This is a genomic window from uncultured Dysgonomonas sp., assembly GCF_900079725.1.
GTDB lineage: Bacteria > Bacteroidota > Bacteroidia > Bacteroidales > Dysgonomonadaceae > Dysgonomonas.
The window spans coordinates 1,019,161-1,039,606 of the sequence record NZ_LT599032.1; the positions used below are offsets into that span (position 1 = coordinate 1,019,161).

Sequence of the window (20,446 nt, forward strand, 5' to 3'; positions counted from 1 at the left end):
TTATTTAATTACACCTAGTTCTTTTCCTGTTTTTGTGAAAGCTGTTATACATTTGTCGAGATGTTCTTTCTCATGTCCGGCCGATATTTGTACACGGATACGCGCTAAGTCTTTAGGTACTACCGGATAATAAAATCCTGTAACATAAATACCCTCATCCAATAACCGGGCGGCCATATCCTGCGATAACTTCGCATCGTACAGCATTACTGCACAGATGGAGGATTGCGTAGGTTTGATGTCAAAACCTGCCGCTTTCATCTTTTCCACGAAGTAGTCTGTATTGGCATGCAATTTATCCTGTAATTCATTCGTGCGTTCCATCATCTCGAACATCTTAATCCCTGCCGCAGTGATTGCCGGAGGTAAGGAGTTTGAGAACAGATAAGGGCGTGAACGCTGGCGAAGCATGTCTATTATCTCTTTCTTACCTGTTGTGAATCCGCCGATAGCTCCCCCAAAGGATTTCCCTAATGTACCTGTAATGATCTCAACTTTACCACGCAGATTAAACAATTCGGTAGTTCCACGGCCGGTTTTACCGACTACACCTGCCGAATGTGATTCGTCTATCATTATCATGGCATCGTATTTCTGTGCCAGTTCGTATATCTTATCCATCGGGGCCACATTGCCGTCCATAGAGAATACACCATCTGTCACTATCAGCCGGAAACGTTGCGACTGTGCCAGTTTCAACTGTTTTTCGAGGTCTTCCATATCCGCATTTGCATAACGGTAACGGACTGCTTTGCAGAGGCGCACACCATCTATTATAGAAGCATGGTTCAACGAATCGGAAATAATGGCGTCCTGATCGCTCAACAACGGTTCGAATACACCGCCATTAGCATCAAAACAGGCCGCATACAAGATAGAGTCTTCCATGCCGAAGAACTTGGCAATAGCTGCTTCCAACTGTTTATGTAAATCCTGTGTACCACAGATAAACCTTACGGAAGACATGCCAAACCCGCGTGAATCCATGGCCTCTTTAGCAGCTTCGATTAGCTCCTTATTGTCTGATAATCCAAGATAATTATTGGCACAGAAATTCAAGACTTCTTGTCCGGTGCTTACACGTATAGATGCCCCCTGTGGAGATACTATTATACGTTCGTTTTTGTACAGCCCTGCCGATTGTATATCGGTCAGTTCATTTTGAAGATACTTTTGAAAGCTAGAGTAGGTATTCATAGTCTTAATTTTTAACGTAAAGGTAATAAAATGTCAACTGATAGAATAAATATTAATTGGAAATATTTTTCAAAATAAAAGAAATAAAATCCTTCAAAAATGAAATGACAAAAGTATCCCAACTAAATCTAAAATACAGTATCGTAATAATCAAAAAAGGTAACAAAAGTAACACTTTTACAAATTGTACAGCCCTGTTACATTTCTGCACAAAACCTGCAATCACCTGATAAATAACCAATTTTTAATTTATTAATAAAAAAAGTAACAAAAGTAACAGATTATACACACTTTTTCATTCCTTACTTTTTATCTTTGACTATTCAAGATCATTATCTATTCTTAGATATAGATAAATTTTTATAAAAAGAATGCTAAGTTTGCCCGTTTTCAATCATAATGAATCCGCTACTGCATATATTCATAGTATAGTATATATACGATTAATGTCTAAAAATATAATTATGAAAAAGTTATTGTTCTTATTTTTTATTTTATTCTCAAGCCAAACGGTCATGTATTCACAATCGTCAACAGAACTATTAGTATTAGATAATTACCTGATTAAAAATAATAAAAGAGGTGTAAAGGTTGGAAAATTTAATATTCCGGCCGGAGAAAAAATCTCCTTGGTAAAAGATGAGGCTAACCTGTTTGTATTGAGTGAAGACGGACATTTGTTGATTAAAAAAAATGCCACAATCACAAAATCCACTCCGTGGCGATTCGAAATCACGGTAAAAACCAAAGACGGAGAGAAAACCTTCGAACTGGTCAGAGATGACTTTATCCGAAACAAGGTTATCGCACACCGTGGAGCATGGAAAAACCATGACGCCAGCCAGAACTCATTGAAGTCATTGAAAAAAGCGATAGAAATAGGCTGCGAAGGCTCTGAATTCGATGTATGGCTATCATCTGATAATAAGGTTATCCTCTCACACGATCCCGAAATAGGAGGAAAAAAAGTGGAAGAAACCACAGCGGACGAATTATTCAAAATAGAATTGAAAGACGGAGACAAGCTGCCAAGCCTCGAAGAATATATCAAATGTATTAAAGAACAAAATAAGACTCGCCTGGTACTGGAAGTCAAGGCCTCACAAAAAGGAAAAGAACGTTGCGAAGCCGTTGCCGATTCGGCTGTCCGTATAGTACATCGTATGAATGCGCAGGCATGGACCGATTATATAACATTCAGCTTCGATGCGGCAAAACGCATCAGGGAGCTAGACCCAACTGCTAAGATTCTTTATCTGGAAGCTGATAAAACGCTCGAAGAACTGAAAGCGGAAAGAATGTCGGGTATAGACTATCATTACAGTAATTTTATTAAAGATACGGATTTAGCAAAGAAAGCAAAATCCATAGGTTTGTTAACCAATGCATGGACAGTAAACAAGGTTGAAGATATGCAGACAATGCTCGATCAGAATATCGATTACATTACCACTGACGAACCGGAAATTCTTCTGGAAATACTGGACGCTAAAAAATAAAAGATACAATTAAAAACAGGAAGCGCTGAGAATCAAACATTTCAGCGCTTTTTTATTTTCCATAAAGAAAAAACAGGAGTCTTATTATGGAATATATACTATATATCCCTCTATATAATGTAACCGATAAAACTTAGATTATTATGAGTAAGACTGTAATATATCCTATCTGCCTGATATCGATGATAGCTTCCGCTATATTCTATCAATTTAAAGGTAATCCCAGAGATAAATATAAGAATAACACCGAAGTATCAGCTCGATCCGAAGAACGACGGGAAGACCAATCCTTTACATCGGTAATTTATAATGACGCTGTACCAACCATACTGTCGGTTATGGCGATAGCCAAACCGCTACTAGCCGGACAGGGACCGTTTTCGGTAAGCCTGGATAACGAAATATGGTATATCAGTGGGACAAAAGGCGATATAGTAAAAGTCAGCAAAGCCACAGGAGAAGTATTATGATATATCCGCCAATAGATAATATCTGAAAATATAAGGCTGCCCCCTTAGCCTCCCGGCTTGGTTAGGTAATGAATATCTCTCAATTCTTCGTTCATTATTTGTAGCTAAGTCGGGATTAAACAAGAAAGTCCGGTTTAATGCCGGGCTTTCTTATATTATTTCTTTTCTTTTCCGAAATGGGAGAACTTAGATACAAAATCATCCGGAATACGTTCTCCGTTAACCGTTCCGGAAAGTGTCGCCGTACTTAACATATTATTCTCATCGAGTGTGTACTCATATGCGATATCAGCATAATCCGGCTCACCTCCATTTCTTTCCGTTTTCTTTATAATAGTCCGCGATACATTATTCACGCTAGCCTTTCCTAGATATTTAGCCGACAGGAAAGGCAGACTGGACATAAACCAGCATCCTCCCCTGCTCTTTATACTTATTGTATTCAGAGGCATTTCATACACATAGCTTGCCGACTTAATATATGTAGTCTTGTCATATGTATATATATGATGATAACCCGCCGATGAGGTTACTTCGGTTATATTGCCGTCTGTAATCACATATTCCTCGGCATATGACAGGGAGTTATTATTCCCACTGTAATCATAATGATCCATATTGGTCATATAGCCTTCTGCATTATATTTACAGACCGTGGAATCGTTCCATGTTCTTTCATTCGAAATCAATTCGCCATCCCTAAATTTCTCTGTATTGGTCACATGCAGGGCATAATCTATCTGCTTATTCTCATTCAGGTAAATCAGCAGGCTATCTGATGTCCGGCTTGTCGCGGAAGAACTCCTCACGCGGGCAAATGAGAAAAATTTGTCTTTATAGTCAACCTTAATATAGTCCCCCCCATCATTATCTATTACTATTATAGAGTCTGCATCATTATATGTCAGTACAAAATCGTTACGGGACTGCATCGACTGAATTTTATATTCCGGATAGTCTACACTTTCCAGTAACCAGTAATATTCCGGTTCGGGCTCTGGTTCCGGTTCGGGTTCCCTTTCATGATAAAGCATTATATCTTCGCCACACGAAGAAAATATAACAATGACCGATAAAATATAGATAATGTAGTGTGTAAAGATCTTCATTTTTTAATATCAATGATAGTGTTTAATATAGGCGTTAATAACATTAAGTACTCTTGAGTAATCCGGCAGAATCAAAAGAAATCCTGCTCTACCCCTGCTAGTTAAGACGTGCATTTTAAATGCTCAAAGATAATACATTATCCCCAATTAAAGATACCTCTGCTATAAAACATCACACCAAACAAATGCTTTTCACTGCCATAATTCCGTTTGTCTATCGTATAATTCATATCTTTATTGCCTAAACTATAAAATATTATAAAATATATGAAATTACGATTGTCGGTTATCGCCCTATGCCTAATATCGGCTATAGGCATGTTTTCTCAGATCAAACAAAAACTACCCCAGATATATGCAGCTCCGCCCGTTGCTGTTATCAATCCGTTAATTGTAGATTCTACCAACCTCAAAGGAGATAAGTATTCCGATAAGGAATTATTAAAGATGAGTCTGACCATTCCTGAGCAAACCGCTTTTGTGAGACCTCTTAAATCCGACACTGCCGGATATTTTTATGCGGAAAAGCCTAGGGAAGGCTATACTTTCCAGCTATTTTCATTCTATGTACAGGCCGACCGTTATGCGAAATTATCCCTAAAGATAACCTCTCCGAATATGTTCGAGCTATATGTAGATGGTAAACTCAGCACCTCGAAAACCACCAGGGAAGAAAACTTCAGGAATGAAAAAGAAGTTACTGCTACTTTCAACCCATATCCTTTATCCAGCCGTGTTGTAATAAAGTTATTGGCTTCGGCGGAAGATAAATCCTCCCCAATTTTCAAAATTGTATTAGAAAATGAAAAGGATGATCACAAGACTACTTTTTCAGTTCTAAATACGAGCAAAAGGTTCGTAAACTTTACCGATATGCTCTTAGGTAAAAGAGTAACCAATACCAGTATGTCGCCCAACGGACAATACGCTTTGATTTCGTACAGAAATACATTCGGAGAAAAAAGCGTATCCACTACCGAATTATATAATGTCTCCACAGGCAAACAAGTCCTACTGGATACCGATGGCAGTAAAAAGCAATTAAGCTGGATGCCTGTAAGCGAAAAAATGTTCTACTTACTAAAAACCGAAGATGGCACAAATCTGATTACCATCGATCCGGCAACATTACAGGAAACGATCCTTGCAAAGAACATTCCGGACGAGTCTATGACTTTCTCTCCGGATGAAAAGACTCTTTTCTATACCAAACAGGAGAAAGGCGAAGAAACCAAAGGCGATTTAAAGCTTTTATTATCACCAGAAGACCGCCAACCGGGGTACACCAACCGTTCGTTCATCTATAAATACGATATCAGATCGGGACTAAGCCAGCAACTTACATATGGCTCGCATACCACATGGCTCAACGACATCAGCGCCGACTCAAAACAGCTTCTGGTTTCTTTTACCGATGAAACGGTTACCGAACGTCCGTTCCGTAAATATACGATGCTCAAGCTGGATTTGCCGACTATGACAGTAGATACTTTATGGACAAACGAAGGTTTTGCATATGGCGCGACTTTTTCCCCCGACGGTAAAAAAGTCCTAATCTCGGGTGCCGGTGAAGCCTTCGGCGGTATAGGACAAAATATAAATGCCGGACAAATAGCCAATAGCTATAACGGCCTCGCATTTATCATGGACTTGAGCACAAAACAGATTGACCCGATCACAAAGAATTTCGATCCGAGTATCGACAATAGTTTCTGGAACAAGAAAGACAATCTGATCTATTTCCGCACTACCGACAAGGACTATGTGAACATGTATACATACAATCCTTCCAGCAAGTCTTTTACTAAACTGCCATTAAACGAAGAAGTTGTACGATCATTCTCGACGGCTGACAACGCTCTGTCCGCAATCTATTTCGGCGTAAGCCAGTCGAACTCTACCCGTGCCTATCTGTATGATATAAAAAATCAAAAGTCGACAATGGTAGCCGACCCATACAACGACAGGCTATCTGAAATGACTCTCGGAAAAGCGGAAGACTGGAACTTTACCAATTCCGCAGGAACAGAGATTAAAGGCAGTTGTTACCTGCCTCCAAACTTCGACGCGTCAAAGAAATATCCGATGATCGTATATTACTACGGAGGTACCAGCCCTACTTCCCGTACATTTGAAGGGCCGTATCCTGCTCATGTGTTTGCATCACAAGGCTATGTGGTATATATTATACAGCCGAGCGGCGCAACCGGCTTCGGACAGAAGTTTGCTGCCCTGCATGTCAATGCATGGGGTAAACGTACGGCCGAAGATATCATAGAAGGCGTAAAACAGTTTGTAAAAGAACACCCGTATGTAAATGACAAGAAAATCGGCTGTGTAGGCGCGTCATACGGCGGATTTATGACCATGTACCTGCAAACCCGGACGGATATATTCGCGGCTGCCGTATCCCATGCAGGAATCAGTTCCATCAGCAGCTACTGGGGCGAAGGATACTGGGGATACACTTATAGTTCGGGCGCAAGTGCTCACAGCTACCCGTGGAACAATCCCGACCTGTATGTAAAGCAAAGTCCATTGTTCAGCGCCGACAAAGTGCATACTCCTATTCTGTTTACACACGGTACGGTCGACACCAATGTGCCTATAGGCGAAAGTATCCAGATGTATACAGCTTTGAAGATATTGGGCCGCCCGACAGAATTTATACAGGTGAAAGACGAAAACCACGGAGTAATGAATTACAAACGGCGTGTGGAGTGGAACAATTCCATAATGGCCTGGTTTGCCAAATGGCTGAAAGACGATAATGGCTGGTGGAAAGGTCTTTATCCCGACGCTAAATAATTTTATGGATGATGAGTAGTAAGTATTGAGTAATAAGTGGTTTGAAATTCTTTCAACTTAATACTCAATACTTATTACTTATAATGAAAGAATGAGTCCCAACCGCACAAAAAATTGATTATTACCGCGCGACACATTCATATCATACCCTGTCTTTATATAAAACAAACTATACGCACACATAATATTAGGGGTAAGCACAATCCCACTCGACTTTTTCTCATTAAAGTTCCGTAAATACCCCGCATCGCACGACAGCCACAAAACACTTCTATCGGCATAATCTCCAAAAACCATACTTGCAAAATCCAATGTGGGCGAAATGGCTTTTACATTCAATCCGGAAAGTTTGGTACTGCCTCCTGTATAATCCAAGCCTCCAAACAAGAAGAAATTTACATCTCCATTATATGTGTAATATCTGGAATGTATATTAGCAGCGAACTGAACTTTCTCACTTTTTGCCGCCTGCATGCCTGCGCCGATCATCTGCGCGGATACGGTAATGGATACAAGCACGAAAACTAAGAGGAGAACCTGGGATTTTAGCATATTCATTTTCATAAAAGATTATTCCCTAACTAATGGTAGTGTAGAACAGCGGAGTAATCCTCCCATTTTAGATATTTCGAAATAAGGGATAGCCTCTACTGTCACCCCCCATTCATCGGCCAAATGGCGATTAAGGCGTATAAAACGTTCTTCGCTTACAACAACTGTAGGAGATATGGAAAATACATTTGTATTCATATAATACATTTCCTCCTGTGTAACCTCGAAAATATTCTTTCTACCGAAAAAATCGACCAGAAGATGGTAGTCCTTTTCGTTTTTGAAACCATCTTTATAAATAATAGCCTTACCATTACCTACCGGCATGAAAGTGCAATCGAGATGCAGGATACCTTTACGGGGGTCGGTATCATCCTTTTCCAGTTCGAGCGCCACAAAGTTTTTCTCAGGATATAGTTCCCGAAGGAAGGCTATTGCATATGCATTTGTTCTGGCGGTTTTGTATTCAGGATAATCCCTTTCCATATAAGTACCGACAAAGACGGTATCACCATATAGTACCACATCTCCGCCTTCTACATGTGCTTTCTCGGGCAGGTTATATATTTTATTGAAAGCTATCTGGCTATATATAGGTGCGTATGCTTCCTGCTCATCTGCACGGTCGGGTATAATGTTTGATGTGATAATCTTATCATCAATCACAAATGCTACATCACGGGCATAGACCTGATTACAGTTGGGCAAAATAAGAGGACGAAGAACTTCCACATCATATTTTAAGAAAACTTTCTCAAATGCGGTCATTTCATCGGCGATATTCTCTTCCTTAGGATAAGTGCCGTTTTGAACAGACTCATAAGATTTGGCATCATATGTATCTTCCAGTACTGGTTCTTTTCCTAACGAATAAGGCTGTCCCAGCACAACGGTTTTCAGTGGCGCCGTTTCATTTTGTACATTTAGTATCATAACTTCTTATTTTGTGCAAAGATAGTGCTTTTATAAAAATAAGGGATAACTCTTTAAAGTCTTTAGGTAAACACACAAAAATCGAAAATTTTAACCATTGATTTGATTCACATTAATCAATTACATTTAGTTAAAACCTGACATATCTGACAATTTTCTCACTACTTTCATGCCGTATTTTTAATATTCGTTAACCATATATAATTAAAGAGCAACAAAGGTAACAGAGAAAATAATGAATAATTAAGAATGAATAATTAGTAATTAGCTTATCGTGTTGAGCAGAGCGGAGTATCCTGTTTATAAAAAACTCCGTGTTACTCCTTTTACTCTGTGTTTAAATAAAAAGTAACAGAGGTAACACTTTTTTCAGTAAATAGTTAGCAACTTATATCTCGTATCTTGTCTACTCTTCCCCCTTCGGGGGGCAAGGGGCCTATCAATACTTCAAAGAGCTATCATCTATCAGCTAAAGGCTACCAGCTTATTATATAGATAAACTATCTCAAAAAAAATAAATTCCGCACCATTACCCTATTATACCTTATATTCTTTATTATAGCTATCACTGAACAATACACGACTTACCATTGTTTTACTATATTAACTAGGCAAATTAAAAAAACAGTAGTATGGAAAAAATGTACACAGCAGTAGCGACCTCAGTAGGAGGAAGAAGCGGTAGTGTCAAGTCTTCGGACGGAGTACTGAACCTGGAAGTAAGACCTCCTAAAGAAATGGGCGGTCCGGGTGGTAATTATACAAATCCCGAACAACTCTTTGCAGCAGGTTATTCCGCCTGCTTCGGCAGCGCCCTAAGCCACGTTTCATTAGCAAAAAAGATCCACATAAAACCCGAAGTGACTGCCAGAGTAAGCATCGGTACTAAAGAAGGAGGAGGCTTTCAACTAGCTGTGGAAATGGATATACATATAAAGGGGATCAGCCTGCAAGAAGCCGAAGAACTGGTAAAAGAAGCACATCAGGTATGCCCTTACTCCAATGCTACACGAAACAATATAGAAGTAACTTTGAAAGTGACTACTGAAAATAAATAATTAAGCAGTTCTGCTGCCCTGTATTTATTATTATATATGGATTGATTTTTTGGATAAAGGCGTGAGCGCATGCTCGCGCTTTTTATTTGGAAACAAGTAGATCAGTTTCCCGAGGGGACTGTTTTACTTTTAGTGCATCTTCATAAAACAACCATATATCAAAAAAAGTTCACGACAAGTCAATAGAAAATATATATGATACATAAATACACTTTTTATCACCAAAAAGACATTAAATTAAAAATTATTCTTTACATTTGTATCGTGAATTAGGTTATCAATAATTTACAAGCATAACGAACAAAGAATACCATGAACAAGATGGGATTTCTTTGTTTTTTTTGTGCCTGTAAGTCAATAAAGATTGTTTTTTAAATTAATTTTTTTTTGGTTATGAAAAGGTTATCAATTTTATTTGTAGCGATACTGGCGTTCAGTATCAGTTCATTTGCGAGCAACGATTATGAGGTTTTGTGGGTATTGAATAACAAAAGTACATTCAATACAGTAACCGATTATGTACAGGCTAGTCCTGCACAGAAAGAACAGCTTGGAAATATATTCTACGATTCGGCAGAGAAGCTGAAAGATGCGTTGCAGGATAATGACAAAGAGGGGGCATGGAAAGCCTTAGCCTTCAATTTGGCAAACACAAAATCTGTATTATCTGCACAGCAATACCGTAAATATCTGGCAATATTAAATGCTACATATCAACAGACACAAGGTGTTCTTGTAGCTAATAAATAAGATGTGATGTTTATTAAACAAATTGAAGGGAAGGATTTATTCTTCCCTTTATTTTTTCAAAGCAGTTCAATTCCCTCTTTGTATGTTCTGAAGTTCAATTGGGGAAGTAATTCTTTTCTCATACGCCTCGTATCTCCATAATAAGAAACCATTCCTATCCTTACAAAATCGACAGTCAACGGGCTTTGCGTACCAAAAAGGGCAGAGAACAGCTCAAATCCACGTGCTGCAGTCATTATCATCCATACGGGCATACGCCAGGGCTTGTGATTCCCTTTATAAATTGTTATATCATCAAGAAATTGCTGTAAAGTCTGCACACCTTCATCCCCTATATGATAAATCCCCTTTATATCGGGATTCATGGCAGCAGCAATCGTTGCATCCACAAAATCGGGCTTCGAGATAAGATGTATATACGTCGGTTTCTTCCATACTCCCAGTAACCTATGACGGGCAAACCATTGTGCTGCATCTATCATAAGGATTCCTTCGCCATATACCATTCCTACCCGCAAAGAGACTGCTTCAAAATCATATTTCTCTCCATACCTGAACAAGAGTTTTTCTTCTTCGAGGCGTGTTTTTGCATGCATCGATTCCGGTTTTCCGGTCAACACTCCGGTCGCCGGATTTCGCGGGCTGCATTCACCTTCTACATGTGGGAAACTGATGAGGATAATGCGTTTTACTTTTTGTCGGACAGCAACATCTAACAGGTTATTGAAGTATTGCGTATTTGTTGTAGGCAGAAATTTTTCGGGATTCGCTTTGAATAATATTCCCGCAAAATGAACGATTACATCGACATTTTCGAGTGCATCGCACAATGTCTCCTTGTTTGCTAAATCTACTTTGAAAACGGATATATTTTCTTTTTCTTTCAGGTTCCCGGCAATATCTTTCTTATGTATCAGCAGATTGAGATACACATCCATATCTTTCAACCCCTGCGCTAATAGTCCGCCGAGATTGCCTGCCGCTCCCGTTATTGCTATTCGTTTCATGTTAAGTTTATTTAAGCTGTAAAGATAAGTTTAGTTTATTATTATATAGTCATTTATTGAAACTATAATATCAAATTTTGCAATGCGATATACTCTTTTTTTTATAATTTTAGTTTCCGAATTTAGGCTTGGAATACCTGTATATTAATAATATAAACATTAAACACCATGAAAGAACTAAAAATGTTTATCGACGGTAAGTTTGTAGAAAACACATCCGGTAAATGGATAGATGTACTAAATCCGTCGACAGAAGAAGTAATATCACGACAACCCGAAGGTACAATCGAAGATGCGAAGAAGGCAATCGATGCAGCAGAAAAAGCACAGGACAAATGGGCGGCTACTCCCGCCGTAGAAAGAGCAAGCTATCTGATAAAGATTGCAGCAGGCATCCGTAAAAGAGAAAAAGAACTGACTGATATAATCGTTTGTGAAGGAGGAAAAACACAAGGCCTGGCAAATGTAGAAGTCCTTTTCACCGCCGATTATCTCGAATATATGGCAGGATGGGCACGCAGATATGAAGGTGAAATAATCCAGAGCGACCGTCCGCACGAAAATATTTTCCTGTTTAAGAAACCGATCGGGGTTACAACCGGTATTCTCCCGTGGAATTTTCCCTTCTTCCTCATAGCACGTAAGGCTGCTCCGGCATTGGTAACGGGAAATACGATAGTGGTAAAACCAAGTCAGATAACACCGGAAAATGCATATGTATTCGCTCAGATAGTTGAAGAAGTGGGTATTCCTGCCGGAGTATTCAATCTGATAATGGGACGTGGTTCGGTTATCGGGCACGAACTGGCAGCCAATCCGAAAGTAGGAATGGTAAGCCTCACTGGTAGTGTGGGAGCGGGAATACAAACAATGGCTGCTGCATCGGTAAATGTTACCAAAGTTTCACTCGAACTGGGAGGTAAAGCTCCGGCTATCGTGATGGACGATGCAGACCTCGATCTGGCGGTGAAATCGATAATCGCATCCCGTGTTATCAATACAGGGCAGGTTTGTAACTGTGCCGAACGGGTATATGTACACAAGAAAGTGAAAGACATATTCCTTGAAAAACTGGTTGCGGGTATGAAAGCCGTAAAAGCAGGGAATCCTTCCGAAATAGCAGACTTGGACATGGGGCCGCTCGTAGAAGCAAATGCGTTAAAATCAGTAGAAGAGAAAGTTGCGAAAGCCGTCAATCAGGGCTGTAAGCTTCTTTGTGGCGGTAAGCGTATCGGAACGAAAGGTTATTTCTTTGAAGCAACAGTTCTGTCAGAAGCTACTCAGAAAATGGACATCATACAAGAAGAAACATTTGGCCCGGTATTACCTGTCGTTGAATTTTCCGATATAAACGATGCTATAGAGTGGGCTAACGATTGTGAGTATGGCCTGACATCTTCCGTTTATACTCAGAATCTGGATACTGCATTCAAATTGGTAAGAGCGCTCAAATTCGGAGAAACATACATCAACCGTGAAAACTTTGAAGCTATGCAGGGATTCCATGCCGGATGGCGCAAATCGGGAATCGGCGGTGCCGATGGTAAACACGGACTTGAAGAATATCTTCAGACACATGTAGTGTATCTGGAAACAAAAGGCTGATAAGTCCAATAATAAAAAACTCAAAGTCTGCTGGCTTTGAGTTTTTTATATTATTACCTTTATAGCGATCAACTAATTTTAAGATAAAGATGAAAGTAGGATTATTTATCCCCTGCTATGTAAATGCCATATATCCCGAAGTGGGGGTAGCCTCATACAAGCTACTCGATTATCTGGGTGTGGATGTGGATTATCCCATCGATCAGACATGTTGCGGGCAGCCGATGGCAAATGCAGGTTTTGAAGACAAAGCCATTCCTTTGGCAAAACAGTTCGAAGAACTTTTCGGCAAATACGACTATATTGTCGCTCCGTCGGCCAGTTGCGCCGCTTTTGTAAAAGAAAATTATCCCCGCCTGCTGCAGAAAGAACAGCATCTGTGCCGGACAAGCGGAAAAATATATGACCTGTGCGAGTTCCTTCACGATATATTGAAAGTAGATAAACTTCCGGGCAATTTTCCTCATAAAGTGAGTGTACATAACAGTTGTCATGGTGTGCGGGAATTACATTTATCTTCGGCAAGTGAACTGAATATTCCCCGTTACTCAAAGGTGAGAGATTTACTATCTTTAGTAAATGGAATCGAAGTGCTGGAACCTCAGAAAGTCGATGAGTGCTGCGGATTTGGAGGAATGTTTTCTATCGAAGAGCCTTCCGTTTCGGTATGTATGGGACAGGATAAAGTAAGGAACCATATGGCTACCGGGGCAGAATATATAACCGGAGCCGATAGCTCATGCCTGATGCATATGCAGGGAGTGGTTAGCAGAGAGAAACTTCCAGTTAAGTTTATTCATGTTATTCAAATTTTAGCTGCGGGACTATGAGTACGAAACATACCAAGGCGGCAGACCGCTTTATTGCCAATAAAGAGCAGGAAACATGGCATAATGAAACCCTTTGGATGGTGCGGGAGAAACGTGACCGTATGGCAATGGCTATCCCCGAATGGGAACACTTACGTGAACTGGCAGCAAAGGTGAAGATGCATACCATTACCCATCTCGACCAGTATCTCGAAAAATTTGTCAGTAATGCCGAATCCAACGGTGTTATAATCCATTGGGCAAAAGATGCAACGGAACATAATGAGATCGTATACAGTATTCTCTCGGAACATAATGCGAAGAAGTTGGTAAAAAGTAAATCGATGCTTACCGAAGAATGTCACCTGAACCCATACCTGATAGACCGAGGTATCGATGTGGTAGAGAGTGATTTGGGTGAGCGCATTCTCCAACTGATGAACGAGCCACCGAGCCACATTGTAATGCCTGCTATTCACCTGAAGCGACAGGAAGTAGGCAAGCTATTCGAAGATAAGCTGCATACCGAAAAAGATAATAGTGATCCGACATACCTTACCCGTGCTGCCCGCCAGCATTTGCGCAACGAATTTCTGACAGCCGATGCAAGTATGACAGGGGCTAACTTCGGCGTGGCGGAGACCGGTGACGTAGTAGTCTGCACCAACGAAGGGAATGCGGATATGGGTACGTCGCTACCCAAAGTACACATCGTATCGATGGGAATAGAGAAGATTATACCCGACCACCGTGCCTTGAGTGTATACACCCGTCTGCTCGCGCGTTCGGCCACGGGGCAGCCCGTAACTACTTATACTTCCCACTTCCGCAAGCCGCGTAAAGGCTGTGAAATGCATATCATACTGGTCGATAACGGACGAAGTGAAATACTCGGAAATAAAGAACACATACAAACATTGAAATGTATCCGTTGCGGAGCATGTATGAACACATGTCCTGTATACAGGAGAAGCGGAGGATATTCATATACTTACTTCATACCGGGGCCTATCGGTATTAATCTGGGAATGCTGAAATCGCCGGAAGAATACGCTGATAATGTTTCGGCCTGTTCGCTGTGCTATTCGTGCAACAATGTTTGTCCGGTAAAAATAGATCTGGCAGATCAGATATACCGTTGGCGACAGAATCTAGATTCGTTTCACAAGGCGGATAAAATGAAGAAAATGATGTCGTGGGGCATGAAATTCCTGTTCACGCATCCGGCTTTATACAAAACAGGGCTGAAATTTGCACCGGTTGTAAATCACCTGCCACGATTTATGCTATATAATGGATTAAACGATTGGGGTAAAGGACGAGAACTGCCACAATTCGCCAGTGAATCGTTTACCGAGATGTGGAAAAAGGGAAAAGTACAAACGAATAAAGCAGGAAGCGATGAACAGTAAAAATGATATATTAGGCAATATAAGGCAACATATAACCGACAGATATGAGATGCCCGATATAGATATAGAAGGAATACAATATCCTGATAAAATAGCCCAATTTATAGAAATAAGTAAGGCTGTCGGAGGAGATGCCATTATCCTGAATGATGATGAAGATATAAATAAAGTTATCCGCTCTCTGTATGCGGACGCTAAAGTGATAGCCTCCAACTTACCGGATATAACCATTGCAACCGTTAATCCTGATAATGCGGCGAACCCGCACGAACTGAATGGAATAGACCTGGCTATAATAGAGGGTGAAGTAGGCGTTGCCGAAAACGGATGTATCTGGATTCCGCAAAATGTAAAGGAGAAAGTAGTATATTTTATTTCAGAATATCTGGTTATCGTACTCGACAGGAGGTCTGTGGTAAATAATATGCATGAAGCCTATGATAAACTAACCTTTAATGACTATGGCTTCGGTGTATTTATTTCCGGCCCATCTAAAACGGCTGACATAGAACAGTCGCTGGTAGTAGGGGCACATGGTGCAAAAGGAGTGACCGTGATATTGAAGTAGAAAAAAAATATAGGGGCGAAAAAATTTTCACCCCTACTCTATTCGATATAAATCCTTAAAATGCCTAAAGCGTCAAACTTTGCTTACAGGCGCTTTTATATTAGATAAGACAGAAAAAATTATTCTGTTGCTCCTTTTACAAATTCAAGTACAACATTTCCTTCTTTGAAGAATGTCAGTTTATCGCCATTCAATCCGGCTTGCAGTGGACTGGCAAGAAGTCCTGTAAATAAACCTTCTCCTTTCAGACTCGGACAAGCCATCTTTGTAGACATCACAGGGCCAAAAGTCACTGTATTTTCCTGTAATGTATATGATGTGCGATATGTATTACAGCCTCCATTACCGAATGCTTTTCCATCTGTGGTGAATTCCAGCGTAGGAGTTTTTCCTGTAAACAATGTAGCCATATCGCCACCGGCTATAGACGTAAGGGTCCACGCTCCGGTTAAGTTTTCTGCATTTACAATATCCGTAGCAGCTGCTATTTTAGGAGCTTCGCCTTTTTCGAACTGTAGTATCACTGTCTTATCTTCAGACAAAGTCAGTAACCCTTCTTTGTCTAACGACAAGATGAGGTTAGGAGTAGAAAGGGCTGTGAAGAACTGGGGCTCTTTATTTGCTTGTACACACATCATCATTGTTGCTGCCAGATTAGGTGCAGAAAATTCGTTCTTATCTGTCAGTGTAAAAGCTCCCGTAAATCCATTACATCCGCCATTACCGGAGACCAGATTCTTAGCGAAATCGAATTGCAGATAAGGCAATGTTCCTGCAAATGCCGTTTTAGCATCTTCACCTTTCAGAGTTTTAAGTGTCCAATAACCTTCCAGTTGGGTTTTATCAACCGGTTTTGCCGAATTGCAACTTTGTAAGCCGAATGTAAGTGTTATAATTGCGATTATAAGAACCGCCGGATTTAAAATACGTTTCATAATTAATATTTTAATGATAATTCTATTACTTTAATTCAAATCTGTCGCCATCTTTCCATACTGGAAATTTAGCCCTGAATTGCTCCAACTCCAATTTTGATAAACAAACTGTTTCGAGCTGACCGAGATTCAGACCGAGAGAGAGTATTTCATCCCCTTTGGCGTCAATAACCTTTGAGCCGCCTTCGTGTATCAGTCCGTTACCATCCTTTCCTATCCGGTTTACCCCACATACATAAGCCATATTTTCAAGAGCACGGGCCGTTAACAAAGCGTTCCATACTTTTGCCCGTGAAGCCGGCCAGTTGGCAGTATAAATAAGCAGGTCATACTCATTATCAACATTCCTGGCCCATACGGGAAACCGTAAGTCGTAACAAATAAGTAAACAGATATTGAAGCCTTTATGTTCAAAAATCAAACGTTTGCCTCCTGCCGAAAAAGACTGAGGCTCAGCTCCCATGCGGAAGAGATGGCGTTTATCGTAATAGAATTCTTTATAAGGAGTAATGAAAAATCCCCGATTATAAAAATCAGTATTTTCTTTGGCTATATAACTACCACATACAGCAATGTCATATTTTGCAGCCCATTGTTTCAATAAGGTTATAGTATTACCGCTAACCGGCTCGGCCAGATTATGACTGTTCATGGAAAAGCCCGTAGTGCACATTTCGGGTAGAATTACAACATCGGTTTTACCTTCGAGACCTGATACAACAGTATGTATATAATCGAGGTTCTTTTGTCTATTTTCCCATGCAATATCGTATTGCACAAGACTAATCCTGAGCTTACAGTCTTGTAGCATAATATGTTATCAAATTAAAAGTGAAGAACGAAAAGTGAAAAATATATTAAATCTTAATTTTTCACTTTTAATTTTTCGTTTTTCATTTTAAAGAAAAATATTGAGGGTGTTTTGCAACCACTCCTTTATAGCAGGCTTTAATTATTTCCAGATCGGCGTCCACATCTCCTGTAGGCATCAGGATCTTCTTAAAATCAGCCTCTTTCTTTCCATAATCGAGTGCTGCAACAACAATCGGTACATTAGCAGCCAAAGCAATGAAATAGAATCCTTTTTTCCATTCTGCATTCAGTTTCCGGGTAGCTTCGGGAGTTATAGCCAGTTGGAAATTTTCTCTCTTTGCATATATTTCCGACATCTGTTCAGTCAGTGAAGTTTTTCGCGAACGGTCTACAGGAATACCGCCAAGTCCTTTGAAAATAATATTCATAGGGAAAAAAAACCACTCTTTCTTGATCAGAAATGATGCTTTTCTGCCTAATGCGCTATAGACAGTCAATCCTAACGGTAAATCCCAATTACTTGTATGCGGTGCAACACAGATAACACATTTTTCAGGCAGATCGGTCTGCCCGGTTATTTTCCACCCTATAAGGCGGAGGATAAAATTACTGAAACTTTTCATCAACCCAGAGCTGCTATTTCTTTGGCAATCGTATTTGTTTGTTCCTGGATATCAACTCTTAATTTTTTATAATAAGACTTAACTCTGCCTTTCACATCCTTGCCTTCATTTACATTCACACGCTTCAGCAATTCGTTTTGGACTTCTACTATATGGGTAATGACTTTGTCGGCTGCTTCTTTGTCCGCATCGACTACGAATATCTTATAAAACAGACAGTCTACATACAGTAATTCCATCGTTGCAATTATACTTTTTTTTAGTTTTCGTCTGCTACTCATAAGAAAATATTTTTTATACGTTTATATCTTTATTATCTTTGTGCTCCTTTGAATCAAAGAGGTATTTATGCCTTGTCTCCAAATCATAAACAACAAGCGTTGTTGTGTTTAGATAAGCAATAAATAGGCCTGAAACCTTAAAGTGCGGGGCAAAGGTACTAAAAAAGATACTCATAAACTTACGCATTAGGAATTAATAAGTATTAAATAAAATAAACCGTAAAGCAATACTGTATAACTAAGAGAAAGAGTGTATCTGATAATATATATTTCAATTTAGCTACATATTGTCTTTACTAAGTTTAACAAAGTAATAAACGGGTCTGAGACCTTTAATATAATATGGCAAAACAAAATAATAATCCGGATTATATCTTCGAAGCAAGTTGGGAGGTTTGTAACAAAGTAGGAGGAATATATACGGTATTATCTACCAGAGCCAAGTCGATGCAGGATGTATGCAAAGACAGGGTTGTATTTATAGGTCCGGATGTGTGGACAGAGAAAGAAAGTCCATGGTTTAAAGAAGATAAAACTCTTCTGGCAGACTGGAAAAAAACAGCAATAAAACAAGACAGATTAAATATCCGGATAGGCCGCTGGGATGTTCCGGGGCAACCTATTGTGGTGCTGGTCAATTTCAATCAGTTTTTCCCTGCAAAAGATGCGATATACGGCGATATGTGGCATAAGTTCGGTGTAGATTCGCTGAATGCTTACGGCGACTATGACGAATCATGTATGTTTGCATATGCTTCGGGTGCGGTTATCGAAAGTTTTTACAAATATCATAAACTTCAGGATAAAAATGTAGTTGCTCATTTCAACGAATGGATGTTAGGAATGGGCGCATTATACATAAAAGACCGCCTGCCGAAAGTGGGGACGCTTTTTACCACACATGCCACATCTATCGGGCGTTCTATAGCCGGAAACGGTAAGCCTCTTTATAACTACCTGTCGGCTTACGATAGCGACCAGATGGCACGCGAACTGAACATGGAAGCAAAGCACTCAATAGAAAAGGCAGCTGCGCAGCATGTAGATTGTTTTACCACTGTGAGCGATATCACCGCCCGGGAATGCCGCCAGTTACTTCACCGCGATCCTATAGTAACACCTAACGGATTCGAAAAAGACTTTATCCCCGTAGGACAGGAACACGAAGAAAAACGCCTGACAGCCCGCAAAAAGCTTATCAATGTAGCTGAGAAATTATTAGGATACGATATACAGGAAGATGCTCTGCTGGTTGCTACCAGCGGGCGTTATGAGTATCGCAACAAAGGTATAGATGTATTTATCGACGCCATGCACCGGCTGGAGCAGATAAAACAGCTCGAAAAAGATGTGATCGCATTCATCATGGTGCCGGCGTGGATTAGCGGGCCCCGTGCCGATCTGCAAGACAGGTTAAAATTGAGAAAGACTCCGAGTACATCTCTCAGTCATCCGCACATCACCCATTGGCTTCGTAATATGAATCACGATTCGGTACTGAACCAGATCAACTATCTGAAAATGGGAAACAAGACCGAAGACCGGGTGAAAATTATTTTTGTACCATCCTATCTTAACGGGAATGACGGTATTTTCAATATGCCGTATTACGATCTGCTTATAGGACTGGATGTCACCGTATTCCCTTCCTACTACGAGCCTTGGGGCTATACACCACACGAGAGTATTGCGTTCTCCGTACCTACCATTACGACATCTTTAGCCGGATTCGGACTCTGGATGCGTAAAATGGGTGATGAAAAAGGAATGGACGACGGAGCCGAGGTTATAACCCGCGACGATTATAATTTTATAGAAGTATCGGAAGATATCTGCAACCGGGTATTCGAAATGACGACAAAAAGTAATGAGCAGGAGAGAATCTTGCGTCAGGCGGCATTAGATAGGGCAGATATGGCCGATTGGGCACATTTCTACCAATACTACGAGGACGCCTATCGCATTGCTCTAGCCGAAGCGGCCAGCCGTACCTGATTTTCTTATCTCATTGCAAACG

Annotated in this window: 19 protein-coding genes; 10 read left to right on the forward strand and 9 right to left on the reverse strand. The window is 40.2% G+C overall.

Translation table 11 applies throughout. The annotated features are described in order from the left end of the window. Complete coding sequence (kbl, locus tag QZL88_RS04370) at positions 1 to 1,197, reverse strand: glycine C-acetyltransferase (RefSeq protein ID WP_296938824.1); 1,197 nt, start codon at positions 1,195 to 1,197, stop codon at positions 1 to 3. Between the two features lie 464 nt (positions 1,198 to 1,661). Here kbl and QZL88_RS04375 point away from each other — a divergent pair, with 464 nt between their 5' ends. Both QZL88_RS04375 and QZL88_RS04380 read left to right on the forward strand, forming a co-directional pair. Further along, positions 1,662 to 2,696 carry a glycerophosphodiester phosphodiesterase family protein gene (locus QZL88_RS04375; protein ID WP_296938825.1) on the forward strand — a complete coding sequence of 345 codons (1,035 nt, stop codon included), beginning with the start codon at positions 1,662 to 1,664 and terminating at the stop codon, positions 2,694 to 2,696. Between the two features lie 143 nt (positions 2,697 to 2,839). Further along, positions 2,840 to 3,166, forward strand: a complete 327-nt coding sequence (locus QZL88_RS04380) for a hypothetical protein (RefSeq protein WP_296938826.1) — start codon at positions 2,840 to 2,842, stop codon at positions 3,164 to 3,166. A gap of 155 nt (positions 3,167 to 3,321) precedes the next feature. On the opposite strand, the gene QZL88_RS04385 is transcribed toward QZL88_RS04380, so the two are convergent. Continuing rightward, positions 3,322 to 4,275 (reverse strand): hypothetical protein, encoded by a 954-nt coding sequence (locus tag QZL88_RS04385; RefSeq protein WP_296938827.1) that lies wholly within the window; start codon positions 4,273 to 4,275, stop codon positions 3,322 to 3,324. A 267-nt stretch (positions 4,276 to 4,542) separates the two neighbouring features. On the opposite strand from QZL88_RS04385, the gene QZL88_RS04390 reads away from it, so the two are divergent. Further along, positions 4,543 to 7,083, forward strand: a complete 2,541-nt coding sequence (locus QZL88_RS04390; RefSeq protein ID WP_296938828.1) for a prolyl oligopeptidase family serine peptidase — start codon at positions 4,543 to 4,545, stop codon at positions 7,081 to 7,083. Positions 7,084 to 7,161: 78 nt separating this feature from the next. On the opposite strand, the gene QZL88_RS04395 is transcribed toward QZL88_RS04390, so the two are convergent. After that, on the reverse strand, positions 7,162 to 7,641 hold the full coding sequence (locus tag QZL88_RS04395; protein ID WP_296938829.1) for a hypothetical protein: 480 nt from the start codon (positions 7,639 to 7,641) through the stop codon (positions 7,162 to 7,164). A gap of 12 nt (positions 7,642 to 7,653) precedes the next feature. Then, positions 7,654 to 8,568 carry an arginine deiminase family protein gene (locus QZL88_RS04400; RefSeq protein WP_296938830.1) on the reverse strand — a complete coding sequence of 305 codons (915 nt, stop codon included), beginning with the start codon at positions 8,566 to 8,568 and terminating at the stop codon, positions 7,654 to 7,656. Positions 8,569 to 9,200: 632 nt separating this feature from the next. On the opposite strand from QZL88_RS04400, the gene QZL88_RS04405 reads away from it, so the two are divergent. Next, a complete protein-coding gene (locus QZL88_RS04405) occupies positions 9,201 to 9,626 on the forward strand; it encodes an organic hydroperoxide resistance protein (protein WP_296938831.1) in 426 nt (141 codons plus the stop codon). 393 nt (positions 9,627 to 10,019) lie between these two features. Beyond that, positions 10,020 to 10,376 carry a hypothetical protein gene (locus QZL88_RS04410; RefSeq protein ID WP_296938832.1) on the forward strand — a complete coding sequence of 119 codons (357 nt, stop codon included), beginning with the start codon at positions 10,020 to 10,022 and terminating at the stop codon, positions 10,374 to 10,376. A 56-nt stretch (positions 10,377 to 10,432) separates the two neighbouring features. Here QZL88_RS04410 and QZL88_RS04415 read toward each other — a convergent pair whose 3' ends face one another. Beyond that, complete coding sequence (locus tag QZL88_RS04415) at positions 10,433 to 11,383, reverse strand: NAD(P)-dependent oxidoreductase (protein ID WP_296938833.1); 951 nt, start codon at positions 11,381 to 11,383, stop codon at positions 10,433 to 10,435. A 168-nt stretch (positions 11,384 to 11,551) separates the two neighbouring features. Between QZL88_RS04415 and aldA the strand changes: the two genes are divergently transcribed. From aldA to QZL88_RS04435, 4 genes are all read left to right on the forward strand, one after another. Continuing rightward, the gene (aldA, locus tag QZL88_RS04420) at positions 11,552 to 12,988 is read left to right on the forward strand and encodes an aldehyde dehydrogenase (RefSeq protein WP_296938834.1); all 1,437 of its coding nucleotides are present in this window, start codon (positions 11,552 to 11,554) and stop codon (positions 12,986 to 12,988) included. A gap of 89 nt (positions 12,989 to 13,077) precedes the next feature. After that, entirely contained in the window at positions 13,078 to 13,818 is a 741-nt protein-coding gene (locus tag QZL88_RS04425; RefSeq protein ID WP_296938835.1) for a (Fe-S)-binding protein, read from the forward strand. Continuing rightward, complete coding sequence (locus QZL88_RS04430) at positions 13,815 to 15,209, forward strand: lactate utilization protein B (RefSeq protein WP_296938836.1); 1,395 nt, start codon at positions 13,815 to 13,817, stop codon at positions 15,207 to 15,209. Before QZL88_RS04425 ends, QZL88_RS04430 begins: the two co-directional genes overlap by 4 nt. Beyond that, positions 15,199 to 15,777 carry an LUD domain-containing protein gene (locus QZL88_RS04435; RefSeq protein WP_296938837.1) on the forward strand — a complete coding sequence of 193 codons (579 nt, stop codon included), beginning with the start codon at positions 15,199 to 15,201 and terminating at the stop codon, positions 15,775 to 15,777. The genes QZL88_RS04430 and QZL88_RS04435 overlap by 11 nt, the downstream gene beginning before the upstream one ends. A 119-nt stretch (positions 15,778 to 15,896) precedes the next feature. Here QZL88_RS04435 and QZL88_RS04440 read toward each other — a convergent pair whose 3' ends face one another. The 4 genes from QZL88_RS04440 to QZL88_RS04455 all read right to left on the reverse strand — a co-directional run bounded on the left by QZL88_RS04440 (position 15,897) and on the right by QZL88_RS04455 (position 18,429). Beyond that, positions 15,897 to 16,712: an META domain-containing protein gene (locus tag QZL88_RS04440; RefSeq protein ID WP_296938839.1), complete on the reverse strand. Its 816-nt coding sequence runs from the start codon at positions 16,710 to 16,712 to the stop codon at positions 15,897 to 15,899. 25 nt (positions 16,713 to 16,737) lie between these two features. After that, on the reverse strand, positions 16,738 to 17,523 hold the full coding sequence (locus QZL88_RS04445) for a nitrilase family protein (RefSeq protein ID WP_296938840.1): 786 nt from the start codon (positions 17,521 to 17,523) through the stop codon (positions 16,738 to 16,740). Positions 17,524 to 17,605: 82 nt separating this feature from the next. Beyond that, complete coding sequence (locus QZL88_RS04450; protein ID WP_296938841.1) at positions 17,606 to 18,151, reverse strand: 1-acyl-sn-glycerol-3-phosphate acyltransferase; 546 nt, start codon at positions 18,149 to 18,151, stop codon at positions 17,606 to 17,608. Then, positions 18,148 to 18,429 (reverse strand): hypothetical protein, encoded by a 282-nt coding sequence (locus tag QZL88_RS04455; RefSeq protein WP_006800502.1) that lies wholly within the window; start codon positions 18,427 to 18,429, stop codon positions 18,148 to 18,150. Before QZL88_RS04455 ends, QZL88_RS04450 begins: the two co-directional genes overlap by 4 nt. A 342-nt stretch (positions 18,430 to 18,771) precedes the next feature. Here QZL88_RS04455 and QZL88_RS04460 point away from each other — a divergent pair, with 342 nt between their 5' ends. Then, on the forward strand, positions 18,772 to 20,424 hold the full coding sequence (locus QZL88_RS04460; protein ID WP_296938842.1) for a glycogen/starch synthase: 1,653 nt from the start codon (positions 18,772 to 18,774) through the stop codon (positions 20,422 to 20,424). Positions 20,425 to 20,446: the final 22 nt, after the last annotated feature.

Excerpts from the sequence above, each read along its gene's own strand:
- kbl (WP_296938824.1), bottom strand. The coding sequence starts at position 1,197 with ATGAATACCTACTCTAGCTTTCAAAAGTATCTTCAAAATGAACTGACC.
- QZL88_RS04375 (WP_296938825.1), top strand. The coding sequence starts at position 1,662 with ATGAAAAAGTTATTGTTCTTATTTTTTATTTTATTCTCAAGCCAAACG.
- QZL88_RS04380 (WP_296938826.1), top strand. The coding sequence starts at position 2,840 with ATGAGTAAGACTGTAATATATCCTATCTGCCTGATATCGATGATAGCT.
- QZL88_RS04385 (WP_296938827.1), bottom strand. The coding sequence starts at position 4,275 with ATGAAGATCTTTACACACTACATTATCTATATTTTATCGGTCATTGTT.
- QZL88_RS04390 (WP_296938828.1), top strand. The coding sequence starts at position 4,543 with ATGAAATTACGATTGTCGGTTATCGCCCTATGCCTAATATCGGCTATA.
- QZL88_RS04395 (WP_296938829.1), bottom strand. The coding sequence starts at position 7,641 with ATGAATATGCTAAAATCCCAGGTTCTCCTCTTAGTTTTCGTGCTTGTA.
- QZL88_RS04400 (WP_296938830.1), bottom strand. The coding sequence starts at position 8,568 with ATGATACTAAATGTACAAAATGAAACGGCGCCACTGAAAACCGTTGTG.
- QZL88_RS04405 (WP_296938831.1), top strand. The coding sequence starts at position 9,201 with ATGGAAAAAATGTACACAGCAGTAGCGACCTCAGTAGGAGGAAGAAGC.
- QZL88_RS04410 (WP_296938832.1), top strand. The coding sequence starts at position 10,020 with ATGAAAAGGTTATCAATTTTATTTGTAGCGATACTGGCGTTCAGTATC.
- QZL88_RS04415 (WP_296938833.1), bottom strand. The coding sequence starts at position 11,383 with ATGAAACGAATAGCAATAACGGGAGCGGCAGGCAATCTCGGCGGACTA.
- aldA (WP_296938834.1), top strand. The coding sequence starts at position 11,552 with ATGAAAGAACTAAAAATGTTTATCGACGGTAAGTTTGTAGAAAACACA.
- QZL88_RS04425 (WP_296938835.1), top strand. The coding sequence starts at position 13,078 with ATGAAAGTAGGATTATTTATCCCCTGCTATGTAAATGCCATATATCCC.
- QZL88_RS04430 (WP_296938836.1), top strand. The coding sequence starts at position 13,815 with ATGAGTACGAAACATACCAAGGCGGCAGACCGCTTTATTGCCAATAAA.
- QZL88_RS04435 (WP_296938837.1), top strand. The coding sequence starts at position 15,199 with ATGAACAGTAAAAATGATATATTAGGCAATATAAGGCAACATATAACC.
- QZL88_RS04440 (WP_296938839.1), bottom strand. The coding sequence starts at position 16,712 with ATGAAACGTATTTTAAATCCGGCGGTTCTTATAATCGCAATTATAACA.
- QZL88_RS04445 (WP_296938840.1), bottom strand. The coding sequence starts at position 17,523 with ATGCTACAAGACTGTAAGCTCAGGATTAGTCTTGTGCAATACGATATT.
- QZL88_RS04455 (WP_006800502.1), bottom strand. The coding sequence starts at position 18,429 with ATGAGTAGCAGACGAAAACTAAAAAAAAGTATAATTGCAACGATGGAA.
- QZL88_RS04460 (WP_296938842.1), top strand. The coding sequence starts at position 18,772 with ATGGCAAAACAAAATAATAATCCGGATTATATCTTCGAAGCAAGTTGG.